At 58.8% G+C, this 12,015-nt stretch carries 12 protein-coding genes; 7 read left to right on the top strand and 5 right to left on the bottom strand.

Annotation, left to right across the window (positions count from 1 at the left end; all coding sequences use genetic code 11):
* Window positions 1–2: 2 nt before the first annotated feature.
* The 4 genes from JJN09_RS21685 to JJN09_RS21670 all read right to left on the bottom strand — a co-directional run bounded on the left by JJN09_RS21685 (window position 3) and on the right by JJN09_RS21670 (window position 3,295).
* Window positions 3–794: a Crp/Fnr family transcriptional regulator gene (locus JJN09_RS21685; RefSeq protein ID WP_249483690.1), complete on the bottom strand. Its 792-nt coding sequence runs from the start codon at window positions 792–794 to the stop codon at window positions 3–5.
* A 15-nt stretch (window positions 795–809) separates the two neighbouring features.
* A complete protein-coding gene (locus JJN09_RS21680; protein ID WP_003228231.1) occupies window positions 810–1,082 on the bottom strand; it encodes a TfoX/Sxy family protein in 273 nt (90 codons plus the stop codon).
* Between the two features lie 220 nt (window positions 1,083–1,302).
* The gene (locus tag JJN09_RS21675) at window positions 1,303–1,647 is read right to left on the bottom strand and encodes a pentapeptide repeat-containing protein (RefSeq protein ID WP_096820917.1); all 345 of its coding nucleotides are present in this window, start codon (window positions 1,645–1,647) and stop codon (window positions 1,303–1,305) included.
* Between the two features lie 91 nt (window positions 1,648–1,738).
* Window positions 1,739–3,295, bottom strand: coding sequence for a bifunctional aminoglycoside phosphotransferase/ATP-binding protein (locus JJN09_RS21670; protein WP_249483688.1), 1,557 nt, complete (start codon window positions 3,293–3,295; stop codon window positions 1,739–1,741).
* Between the two features lie 117 nt (window positions 3,296–3,412).
* Between JJN09_RS21670 and mrcB the strand changes: the two genes are divergently transcribed.
* The 3 genes from mrcB to JJN09_RS21655 are packed head-to-tail and all read left to right on the top strand — an operon-like array spanning window position 3,413 to window position 6,835.
* On the top strand, window positions 3,413–5,737 hold the full coding sequence (mrcB, locus tag JJN09_RS21665) for a penicillin-binding protein 1B (protein ID WP_249483685.1): 2,325 nt from the start codon (window positions 3,413–3,415) through the stop codon (window positions 5,735–5,737).
* Between the two features lie 16 nt (window positions 5,738–5,753).
* A complete protein-coding gene (locus tag JJN09_RS21660) occupies window positions 5,754–6,500 on the top strand; it encodes a hypothetical protein (protein WP_249483683.1) in 747 nt (248 codons plus the stop codon).
* A complete protein-coding gene (locus JJN09_RS21655) occupies window positions 6,500–6,835 on the top strand; it encodes a YqcC family protein (protein WP_249483681.1) in 336 nt (111 codons plus the stop codon). Before JJN09_RS21660 ends, JJN09_RS21655 begins: the two co-directional genes overlap by 1 nt.
* 21 nt (window positions 6,836–6,856) lie before the next feature.
* Here JJN09_RS21655 and JJN09_RS21650 read toward each other — a convergent pair whose 3' ends face one another.
* Entirely contained in the window at window positions 6,857–7,273 is a 417-nt protein-coding gene (locus JJN09_RS21650; protein ID WP_249483679.1) for a DUF4124 domain-containing protein, read from the bottom strand.
* Window positions 7,274–7,673: 400 nt separating this feature from the next.
* Here JJN09_RS21650 and JJN09_RS21645 point away from each other — a divergent pair, with 400 nt between their 5' ends.
* From JJN09_RS21645 to pssA, 4 genes are all read left to right on the top strand, one after another.
* Window positions 7,674–9,398, top strand: a complete 1,725-nt coding sequence (locus JJN09_RS21645) for an acetolactate synthase 3 large subunit (protein ID WP_249483677.1) — start codon at window positions 7,674–7,676, stop codon at window positions 9,396–9,398.
* Between the two features lie 2 nt (window positions 9,399–9,400).
* Window positions 9,401–9,892 carry an acetolactate synthase small subunit gene (gene ilvN / locus JJN09_RS21640; RefSeq protein WP_003176102.1) on the top strand — a complete coding sequence of 164 codons (492 nt, stop codon included), beginning with the start codon at window positions 9,401–9,403 and terminating at the stop codon, window positions 9,890–9,892.
* 48 nt (window positions 9,893–9,940) lie between these two features.
* A complete protein-coding gene (ilvC, locus tag JJN09_RS21635; RefSeq protein WP_003228216.1) occupies window positions 9,941–10,957 on the top strand; it encodes a ketol-acid reductoisomerase in 1,017 nt (338 codons plus the stop codon).
* A 147-nt stretch (window positions 10,958–11,104) separates the two neighbouring features.
* Window positions 11,105–11,962 (top strand): CDP-diacylglycerol--serine O-phosphatidyltransferase, encoded by an 858-nt coding sequence (gene pssA, locus JJN09_RS21630; protein WP_249483675.1) that lies wholly within the window; start codon window positions 11,105–11,107, stop codon window positions 11,960–11,962.
* Window positions 11,963–12,015 lie beyond the last annotated feature (53 nt).

Here is a 12,015-nt window from a genome sequence, read left to right as displayed (position 1 = left end):
TTTCAGTTTGGACGGTCAAGCGCGGTGAGCTGCTTGTTCAACTGGTCGATGCGTCGCGCCATGCTTTCGATCAGGCTGTGGGCGATTTTCGGATTGCTGCGGGTCATGCTCAGAAACTGATCGCCGGGAATCAGCATCACCGTGCTCGGCTCGCGGGTGATGACGGTGGCGTTGCGGGGTTCGCCGGTAAATATCGCCATCGCGCCAAAGATTTCGTCCTTGGGCACTTCGCCAACCTTGTGCCCGTCGACAAATGCTTGCGCGTGTCCCTCGATGATCACAAACACGTGATCGGCGGGGTCACCCTCGCGGATCAACACTTCTCCAGCTTCGACCCGTTTAAAGCCATTGGTGCTGCGAAACTCCCTCGGCTTCAGTTCGGCAACCGTATGGGCCAGCAGCGCCATTTGCCCGAGCAGATAGTGCAGAAATTGCTCCGAGCGTGCCGGTTCTGAATACACATGCTGAAACAAATCGCGTCGACGATAGGGCAGGAGGCTCAGCGGTCCGTCCGAACGCAGGATGCAATCCGTCCAGTCCGGGCTTTGCTGCAGACCGATCAGATCACCTTCCTGCCAATAGAAAAGTGCCCGGCCACCGAACTGGCCGTTGATGACGCCCTCTGTCAGTAAAAACAGCTCATCACCCGGCAATTGCGCCATCAGATCATCCGTGGCCTCCAGTTCCAGCACGGGCCCGCACGGCTCAAGGTCCAGCAGAAATTGACCGGGCAGGTTCTGCAAACGGTTGATCATTGCTTCGGCAGGCGCCGATTGTTCCCCGAGCAGATACATGAAGGTGGGTACCCGTCAGTTCTTGTGGCGAGAGGAAATGGCTTCGAGCTGTTTGTTCAGGGCGTCCTTGCGTTCAGCGGGAATGTCATTCCAGTGCACATCCATCAACGCCCCTTCGATCGCATACAACAACACCTTCGACGCCCGGAACCCGCGCGTGCGCACGGCCCGGTAGGCATCCACGGCGCCCAGGCGACGCAGATCCGAGGCGCTGTGGATGCCCACGGCATGCAGCCATTGCGCCGACGTCTTGCCAAGATTCTTCAGGTGTTGCAATTCATCATTCATCAAGCCTCCTTGCGACGGCCGAATGGTGCGTGGGCGAGCTTCTCAGGAGTGTAGCCATCAGTAGGAAAAGCGTGGTTGTTTGGTCGGATTCAACGCAAACGCTTCTAAGAAACGGCAGGTTTTCGCTGATGAATCAGGAGGGGGAGAGCATAGAGGGGTTACGAATAGCACGCAGTCCAGCGCAAAGCGGGGGCGCTGGACGGGTCAGCCTCTTGGGGCCTCAGCGGGTGCGATAGCGCAGGCGTGTACCGAAGTTCATCGACATCAGGATTTCGTCTGCACTCAGCTCCGGCGGGAAGTAAGCACCGGAAATCTGCGCATGCGCCAGGCTTGCGCCTTCCAGTGCTGCATTGCGAAAGTCGATACCGCGCAGGTCGGCGGAACGGAAGTAGGCGTCCCGGAAATCCACGCCATCGGCGTTCAGTTCACGCAGGTCGAGGCCACGAAAATCACCGCCGACCATATCGATCGGACCGTCTTTCGGGCGTTCTTTGTTGAAACCGGTTATGTCGTCTTTGTGCAGCAAGGCATAAAGCGGGGTGTCGAGAAGTTTCGGCTGGCTCATGTCAGATCACCTGTTGGTTTTATGACGCCAGTATAGTGCCACTATTTGACGGCCGTGAAGCGAGCGAGGGCTTCACGGCCGAAATAGTTTCTTACAGGCCTGGCAGGCGCTGGCGAATTTGCGCCACGACGGTGTCGAGTGTGCCGGACTCGTTGGTTTGCACGCGCTTGCTGCGCAGGATTTCGTCTGGGGTCAGCGCTTCACGATTAGCTTGCTGTACTTCGATCACGGCGAGCGTGGCGTCGGACGGATCCTTTTTGTCTGCCTGACGTTGGGCCAGCCAGCTCTCGATCACCGCTTGTGGTGCGTTGCAGTCGAGGATCAGGAACGGCGTGCCGGTGGCCTCGGCAACCTTGGCTGCACTGTCACGTTGTTCGCGCTTGAGGTAAGTGGCATCGATCACTACCGGGAAACCGGCGTGCAGGATCACTTCGGCGATTTCATGCAGACGCGAATAAGTAGCGGCGCTGGCGTCGGTGCTGTAAATCCCGGCCTGAACGTCATTGGCGACGGTTTGCTCGCCGAACAGGCGCTTGCGTTCAACATCGGAACGCAGGCGAATCGCGCCCAGCGCTTCGACCAGGCGCATGGCCACGTGGCTTTTGCCTACAGCGGATACGCCGTGGGTGATTGCCATGAAGCGCGAAGGAATGGTGCTGTAGCTTTCCGCCAGGTTGGCGTAGTTGCGGTACTGGCGCAGGGTGGTAGCGCGCTGCACCGGAGTCGCATCGGCAGGCATGCTGAACAGGGCGACTTTCGCACGGACCAACGCGCGGTACGCCTTGTAGAAGTTCAGCACTTCCAGGCCTTGATAGTCGCCGGTCAGTTCCAGGTATTGGCTGATGAAGCGGCGGGCCAGGGATTTCAGACCGCGGTCTTCCAGGTCCATCGCCAGGAAACCGGTGTCGGCCCAAACGTCGGTGAAACGGAACGGCTCGTTGAATTCGATGCAGTCGAAGATCACCACTTTGCCGTCGATCAGCGTGGCGTTACCCAGGTGAATGTCACCGTGGCATTCGCGGGTGAAACCTTCGGTCTTGCGCTGGGCGAACAGCGGCTTGAGGCGATCGAAGCTGCTTTCAGCCCAGGCTTGCAGGGCATCCAGTTGCAACAGATCGGTTTTATCGCTGAGGAACGGCAGGATTTGTTCGAAGTTCTGACGAACCGGTGCCATCACGCTTTCAGGCGTGCCGGCATCGTGCTCGGCCGGGACTTTCGGCGCGCTGAGGTGGAAACGGGCGATCTGTTCGGCCATTTCATCGATGTGCGTGGTGGTCAGCTCGCCATTGGCTTGCAGGGTGCTCAGCAGGCCGGTCTGCGGGAACTGGCGCATTTTCAGCACGTATTCGATGGCCGGGCCTTCGCCAGCCAGTTGCGGAGCTTCGGCAGTGCCGGTCACTGGAATAACTTCCAGGTACAAATCGTCGGTCAGGCGCTGGTTGAGGCGCAGTTCTTCACCGCAGAAATGCTCGCGGGATTCGAGGCTGGTGAAGTCGAGAAAGCCGAAGTTCACCGGCTTCTTCACTTTATAGGCGTAAGGACCGGTGAGCAGGACCCACGAGATATGGGTTTCGATGACCTGAAACCCTTCGACAGGGTGCGCAAACAGGGCCGGGTTTTGCAGGGCGGCGATCAGGGACTGGCTCACAGGCGATCCTTCAGAGACTGGGGGAATTCGATGCCGCCATTATGGCCGCTCGCCAGCCCGACGCAAACCTCGGAGCGCTCCTGTTGAGTATGAATAAAGTGCGTATAATCCGCCGCCATGACTCGTACTCGATCCCCCCGCACCCCTAAAAAACCACCTTCCCGGGGCCTGCGCCCATGGTTGGGTTGGGCCCTTAAACTCAGTCTGGTCGGCCTTGTGGTGCTGGCTGGCTTCGCCGTTTACCTCGATGCCGTGGTGCAGGAGAAGTTCTCCGGCAAACGCTGGACCATCCCGGCCAAGGTATACGCGCGTCCGCTCGAGCTGTTCGTCGGACAGAAACTGAGCAAGGACGATTTCCTCATCGAACTCGATGCCCTCGGCTATCGCCGTGAAGCCGTGAGCAATGGTCCCGGCGCGGCGGCGGTCAACGGCAACACCGTCGATCTGAACACCCGTGGCTTCCAGTTCTATGAAGGCCTCGAGAAACCGCAGCCGGTGCGCGTGCGTTTCTCCGGTGATTACGTGGCCGAGCTTTCGGCGACGAACGGTTCGAAGCTGTCGGTGGTGCGTCTGGAACCGCTGATGATCGGCGGGATCTACCCGAAAAACCTAGAAGACCGGATTCTGATCAAGCTCGATCAGGTGCCGCCGTATCTGCTGGAAACCCTGGTTGCTGTGGAAGACCGGGATTACTACAGTCACTGGGGTGTGTCACCGAAGTCGATTGCCCGCGCCATCTGGGTCAACACCTCTGGCGGCAAGATGACTCAGGGCGGCAGTACGCTGACCCAGCAACTGGTCAAGAACTTCTACCTCACCAACGAACGGAGCCTGACGCGCAAGCTCACCGAAGCGATGATGGCGCTGTTGCTCGAGGTGCATTACGACAAGAAGGAAATTCTTGAGGCCTACCTCAATGAAGTCTTCGTCGGTCAGGACGGTCAGCGTGCGGTACACGGGTTCGGTCTGGCCAGTCAGTTCTTCTTCGGCCAGCCATTGTCCGAGCTGAAACTGCATCAGGTCGCGCTCTTGGTCGGCATGGTCAAAGGCCCTTCCTATTACAACCCGCGTCGCAACCCGGAGCGGGCGCTGGAACGACGCAACCTGGTACTCGACGTACTTGAGCAGCAGGGTGTTGCATCTGCCGAGCAGGTTGAGGCCGCGAAGAAAATGCCGCTGGGCGTAACCTCGCGCGGCAAGCTGGCCGACAGCTCGTTCCCGGGCTTCATCGATCTGGTCAAACGCCAGTTGCGTGAAGACTACCGCGACGAAGACTTGACCGAGGAAGGTCTGCGGATCTTCACCAGTTTCGACCCGATCCTGCAGATGAAGGCCGAAGCCTCGGTCAATGACACCTTCAAGCGTCTTGCCGGCCGCAAGGGTTCCGATGACGTGGAAGCGGCGATGGTCGTGACCAACCCGGAAACCGGTGAAGTCCAGGCGATGATCGGCAGCCGCCAGGCCAGTTACGCCGGGTTCAACCGGGCACTGGATGCGGTGCGGCCGATCGGTTCGCTGGTCAAGCCTGCGGTTTATCTGACGGCACTGGAGAAACCAAGCCAGTACACGCTGACCAGTTGGCTGTCGGACGACCCGCTTTCCATCAAGGGTGCGGACGGTCAGGTCTGGAAACCACAGAACTATGATCGTCGTTCACACGGTACGGTGTTCCTTTATCAAGGACTGGCGCATTCCTACAACTTGTCGACCTCGCGTCTCGGGCTGGCGGTGGGTGTTCCGAACGTCCTCAAGACCATCGGGCGTCTGGGTGTGACCCGTGAATTCCCGGCGTTCCCGTCGATGCTGCTGGGTGCCGGAGCCATGACGCCGATCGAAGTGGCGACTATGTACCAGACACTCGCCAACGGTGGCTTCAATACACCGATGCGCGGGATTCGCAGCGTGCTGACCGCCGAGGGCGAGCCGCTCAAGCGTTATCCGTTCCAGATCGAGCAACGTTTCGATCCGGCCTCGATCTACCTGATCCAGAACGCCATGCAGCGAGTCATGCGTGAAGGTACCGGCAGTTCGGTTTACAACGTGTTGCCGAAGACCCTGACGCTGGCCGGCAAGACCGGTACCAGTAACGATTCGCGCGACAGCTGGTTCGCCGGTTTCAGTCAGGATCTGCTGGCAGTGGTCTGGCTCGGTCGTGACGATAACGGCAAGACGCCATTCACCGGGGCTACGGGTGCGTTGCAGGTCTGGACCAGTTTCATGCGCAAGGCCGATCCGCTGCCGCTGGACATGCCGCAGCCGGACAACGTGGTTCAGGCGTGGGTTGATTCGCGTACGGGACAGGGCTCTGATGCCAACTGTCCGGGCGCCGTGCAGATGCCGTATATTCGCGGCAGCGAACCGCCACCCGGCGCCTCCTGCGCGGGCGAAAGCCCGGCGTCGAGCGAGTCGGTGATGGATTGGGTCAAGGGCTGGATGAATTAAGCGAAGAGGGTTTCAAGTGAACAAGTGGTTGATTCCAGCGGTGACCGCCGTGGCTTTGCTCAGCGGCTGCTCCACCGTACAGCGTGGTTCGATCCCGGTTGTCGATTCGGGCACGGCCGTGTCCAACAGCGAACGCATTTCGGCCAATGGTGGCTTCCGGCAGACGACGGTGAAACGTCCTGTACAGGGCCAGACTCAGGCTATTCCACAGGGTGATACCGGTGTAGTGGTCATGGTCCCGGGCGGCGCTGCGGCGTCGGCTCCGATCAGCAGCTCGCCGATCGTTCCGGGTCCGGCATCCGGCGGTATCACCTCGGGCCCATACAACCCTTCGCCGGTCGAATCGGCGCCGATCAGCTCCGGCAGCTACAGCATGCCTTCGACGCCAAGCGGCATTCCTTCGGCCAGCAGCGGCGGTGGATTATCTGCCGATGAGCAACTTGACGGTCCGGTACTTGCCTTGTTGAGCACTGCGCAGCAGCAACAGGCCGGCGGTGACCTGAATGGCGCTTCGTCCAGCCTTGAGCGCGCTCAACGCGTTGCCCCGCGTGAGCCACAAGTACTTTATCGTCTGGCACAAGTGCGCATGGCGCAGGGCGATGCCCCGCAGGCCGAGCAAACCGCCCGCCGCGCGCTGACCATGGCCAACGGTCGTCCGGACTTGCAGGCCAGCCTGTGGGAGCTGATTGCCCAGGCTCGCGAAAAACAGGGTGATTCCGCCGGCGCCGCACTGGCCCGTCAAAAGGCCAAGGTTTCGCTGTGATGGACGCGCGTTTCTCGAAAGTTGCCGATCAATTGTTGTTGATCGAGCGCGAACTGCGCGCCCAGGGCTGGTGGGATGACGTCCAGCCTTCGGCTGAAGCCTTGAGCAGTGTCGAGCCGTTCTCGGTCGACACCCTCGATTTCGAGCAGTGGCTGCAATGGATCTTCCTGCCGCGGATGAAGATGATCCTCGAGCAGGACCTGCCATTGCCCAATGCCTCGGGCATTCAGGAAATGGCCGAAATGGTCTTCGCCCAACGCAATCTGCAGGGCAAGGATCGGCAGTTGCAGGTATTGCTCAAAGAGTTCGACCTGCTGATCACTGCTTCGCGCTGAACGGCCGAGAACTGCCAGTGATCACTGGCAGTTTTCGGCAATCTGTTTCTGCGTCTCAGCGATACGCTCCTCACGTTGCGTATCGCTGAGTCGACGCAACTCCCCCTCGGTTTCCTCCCTCAGGCGCGGATTGTTCTGCAACTGCGCCAGGTTCGTGCGTGCCTGTTCGCAGAAGGTCTTGAGCTGATCCTGTTGCTCGGCGACCTGTTTCCTGACCTTGTCGTTGATGGCTTTCTGATCGCCCAGCGCGCCGCTGTCGGGCATCGCGGTGGGGCGCGGCGCAGGCGAGGGCGGCGTTTGCACTGTGGTCGCCGATTGATCCTGCGGCGGCTGCGCATCGAAATGCGTGACACCTTGAGCATCGACCCATTTGTATATCTGACCGGCCATGCACCAGGGGCTGAGGCCGATCAGCAGGATGATGAGGAGCGTTCGCATGCTGATTCCTTGGCAAAATTGCGCAATTGACGCTAACAGAGTAGCGCTTTTCAGGTTTTTTCTTGCGTTCTCATGTGCTTACCCACAATTAAACACATTGACGGCTTGACTTGGAGAGGGCGAAACAGAAGAATCCAAAGTCCGCTGTACAGGGACTGCCAGAAGCAGACCCTCTCGGCAGATCATGAGGCGCATATCCGCGTCGACCTGTTACACCCGCAACGCGTTACCTCGCGCTGGGTGGGAAAAGCCCGCAACACTTGGGACGATCCCAATACTTGCTCAGTCAGTGCTGACGTAGTCGGCGACCACCGTCGCTCATGCTCTGCCGAGAAGTAAACCTATTAAGACCCGTTCGCTTTTTTGTGGACGGTATTCTGGCGTTTTAGAGGTGAACAACGTGGAGCTTTTATCTGGCGGTGAGATGCTCGTCCGCTTCTTGCGTGACGAAGGCGTCAAATATATCTACGGGTACCCGGGTGGTGCTCTTCTTCATGTTTACGATGCCCTGTTCAAAGAACCGGAAGTGACTCACATCCTGGTTCGTCACGAACAAGCGGCTACCCATATGGCTGACGGCTACGCCCGTGCCACCGGTAAAGCCGGTGTGGTATTGGTGACTTCCGGTCCAGGCGCCACAAACGCCATCACCGGTATTGCCACGGCCTACATGGACTCGATTCCGATGGTGATCATTTCCGGTCAGGTGCCAAGCACCATGGTCGGCACCGACGCGTTCCAAGAAACCGACATGATCGGTATCTCCCGGCCGATCGTGAAGCACAGCTTCATGATCAAGCACGCCTCGGAAATCCCGGAAGTCATGAAGAAAGCCTTCTACCTGGCGCAATCCGGTCGTCCGGGCCCGGTCGTGGTCGATATCCCGAAAGACATGACCAACCCGGCCGAGAAGTTCGAATACATCTTCCCGAAGAAAGCCAAACTGCGTTCCTACAGCCCGGCCGTTCGCGGTCATTCGGGGCAAATCCGCAAGGCGGCAGAAATGCTCCTGGCGGCCAAGCGTCCAGTGATGTACGCCGGTGGCGGTGTGATTCTGGGCCACGGTTCGGAGCCTTTGACCGAACTGGCGAAGATGCTCAACCTGCCAGTGACCAATACTCTGATGGGTTTGGGTGCCTACCCGGGCACTGATCGTCAGTTCATCGGCATGCTGGGCATGCACGGCAGCTACACCGCGAACCTTGCGATGCACCATGCCGATGTGATCCTGGCGGTCGGTGCGCGTTTCGACGATCGCGTGATCAACGGCGCGCCGAAGTTCTGCCCGAACGCCAAGATCATTCACATCGATATCGACCCGGCTTCGATCTCCAAGACCATCAAGGCTGACGTGCCAATCGTTGGCCCGGTGGAGAGCGTCCTGACCGAAATGGTCGCGATCCTCAAGGAAATCGGCGAAACCCCGAACAAGGAGGCGGTCGCCAGTTGGTGGAAGCAGGTTGATGAGTGGCGCGGTGATCGCGGCCTGTTCCCTTACGACAAGGGCGACGGCAGCAAGATCAAGCCGCAGACGGTGATCGAAACCCTGTGCGAAGTGACCAAGGGCGACGCCTTTGTGACCTCCGACGTGGGTCAGCACCAGATGTTTGCTGCGCAGTACTACAAGTTCAACAAGCCGAACCGCTGGATCAACTCCGGTGGCCTGGGCACGATGGGCTTTGGTCTGCCGGCCGCGATGGGGATCGCCTTGAGCTTCCCTGAGTCTGACGTTGCGTGCGTCACCGGCGAAGGCAGCATCCAGATGAACATCCAGGAACTGTCGACCTGCCTGCAATACGGTTTGCCGGTCAAGATCGTCATCCTGAACAACGGTGTTCTGGGCATGGTTCGTCAGTGGCAGGACATGAGTTACGGCAGCCGTCACTCTCACTCCTACATGGAATCGCTGCCTGATTTCGTCAAGCTGGCTGAAGCCTATGGCCACGTCGGCGTGCGCATCACCGAATCGAAAGATTTGAAGTCGAAGATGGAAGAAGCGTTCGCCCTGAAGGATCGCCTGGTCGTGATCGATATTTCGGTCGACACCAGCGAGCACGTGTACCCGATGCAGATCAAAGACGGCTCCATGCGCGATATGTGGCTGAGCAAGACGGAGCGTACCTAATCATGCGGCACATTATTTCCTTGCTTCTGGAAAACGAACCCGGTGCTTTGTCTCGCGTAGTCGGCCTGTTTTCGCAGCGCAACTACAACATTGAAAGCCTGACCGTGGCGCCAACCGAAGACCCGACCCTGTCGCGTCTGACGCTGACCACTGTCGGCCACGATGAAGTCATCGAGCAGATCACCAAAAACCTGAACAAGCTGATCGAAGTGGTCAAGCTGGTGGACCTGTCGGAAAGCGCTCACATCGAACGCGAACTGATGCTGGTCAAGGTCAAGGCCACTGGCGCCCAGCGCGCCGAGATCAAACGCACCACCGATATTTACCGTGGACAGATCGTCGACGTCAGCGCCAGCGTTTATACCGTTCAACTGACCGGTACCAGCGACAAGCTCGACAGCTTCATTCAGTCCATCGGCACCGCATCGATTCTGGAGACCGTCCGCAGTGGCGTCACCGGTATTGCCCGCGGCGACAAAGTACTCAGCATCTAAACCAAATTAGCGAATGGCCTGAACGGCCTGGATATAAAGGGGAAATTCATGAAAGTTTTCTACGATAAAGACTGCGACCTGTCGATCATCCAGGGCAAGAAAGTTGCCATCATCGGTTATGGCTCCCAGGGCCACGCTCAAGCGTGCAACCTGAAAGACTCCGGTGTCGACGTTACCGTCGGTCTGCGTAAAGGTTCGGCTACCGTTGCCAAGGCCGAAGCCCACGGCCTGAAAGTGACTGACGTTGCTTCCGCCGTCGCTGCTGCCGACCTGGTCATGATCCTGACCCCGGACGAGTTCCAGTCCTCCCTGTACAAGAACGAAATCGAGCCGAACATCAAGAAAGGCGCCACCCTGGCCTTCTCCCACGGCTTCGCGATCCACTACAACCAGGTTGTTCCGCGTGCCGACCTCGACGTGATCATGATCGCGCCGAAAGCCCCGGGCCACACCGTACGTTCCGAGTTCGTGAAGGGCGGCGGTATCCCTGACCTGATCGCGATCTACCAGGACGCCTCGGGCAACGCCAAGAACGTTGCGCTGTCCTACGCCGCCGGCGTTGGTGGCGGTCGTACCGGCATCATCGAAACCACCTTCAAGGACGAAACCGAAACCGACCTGTTCGGCGAGCAAGCCGTTCTGTGTGGCGGTACCGTTGAATTGGTAAAAGCCGGTTTCGAAACCCTGGTTGAAGCTGGCTACGCGCCGGAAATGGCCTACTTCGAGTGCCTGCACGAACTGAAACTGATCGTTGACCTCATGTACGAAGGCGGTATCGCCAACATGAACTACTCGATCTCCAACAACGCTGAATACGGCGAGTACGTGACCGGCCCGGAAGTGATCAACGCCGAATCCCGTCAGGCCATGCGCAACGCCCTGAAACGTATTCAGGACGGCGAATACGCCAAAATGTTCATCAGCGAAGGCGCAACCGGCTACCCTTCGATGACCGCCAAGCGTCGTAACAACGCCGCTCACGGTATCGAAATCATCGGCGAGCAACTGCGCTCCATGATGCCGTGGATCGGTGCCAACAAGATCGTCGACAAAGCCAAAAACTAAGTCGTCGACCCTTGTATGAAAAAACGCGGCCTCGGCCGCGTTTTTTCGTATGGGCGGGCGGTTCTGGTATAAAGCTGCATCGTTTGTGGCCGAACCGTCGTCACAGACACCTGTCGAAAATGTCCAATCCGTTGCAAGGTAATGTCCATGAGCGAACGCCCCGAAGAGCCGAACCAGGCCTCAGACGCCGAAAGCCTGCTGCCCATCGATGAACATATCGAAGAAGGGCATGACGCAGAAGGCCGCAAGGTCCGGCATCGTGGTATCTATCTTCTGCCGAATCTGTTCACCACTGCGAACCTGTTCGCGGGGTTTTATTCCATCATCAACTCGATGAGTGCTCAGGCTGCGTTGAGCGCCGGCGACTCGGCGAATGCGAGCAAGTATTTCGCTTTCGCGGCTATCGCGATTTTCGTTGCCATGGTGCTCGACGGCCTCGACGGCCGTGTAGCGCGAATGACCAATACGCAGAGTGCGTTCGGTGCCGAGTACGACTCTCTGTCGGACATGGTTGCCTTTGGCGTCGCGCCGGCGTTGCTGGCATTCGGCTGGGCGCTGGGTGACATGGGCAAGGTCGGCTGGATGGTCGCCTTCATTTATGTGGCTGGCGCGGCACTGCGTCTGGCGCGCTTCAATACTCAAGTGGGTACTGCTGACAAACGCTACTTTATTGGTCTGGCCAGCCCGGCGGCTGCGGGTGTGGTCGCGGGGATTGTCTGGGCGTTCAGCGATTACGGAATCCAGGGTTCGAAGATGTCGTTCCTGGTTGCACTGATGGTGGCAGCTGCCGGAATGCTGATGGTCAGCAACATCAAGTACAACAGCTTCAAGGAGCTGGACCTGAAGGGGCGCGTGCCATTTGTGGCGATCCTGGCGGTGGTGCTGGTGTTCGCCGTGGTGTTCAGTGATCCTCCGCGCATTCTGCTGTTGGTGTTCCTTGCCTATGCAGCCTCGGGTCCTGTGCAATACCTGTTGCATCTTCGTCGCCACAAAAACGTCGAGTGATGTAATTTCCCTCATACTCCGCAGTCTATGGGTGCATCTGTCCTCCAAAACTG

The sequence above is a fragment of the Pseudomonas sp. HS6 genome (assembly GCF_023375815.1).
In the GTDB taxonomy this organism is placed as follows: Bacteria; Pseudomonadota; Gammaproteobacteria; order Pseudomonadales; family Pseudomonadaceae; genus Aquipseudomonas.
This window is presented reverse-complemented; position numbering and strand designations above follow the sequence as displayed.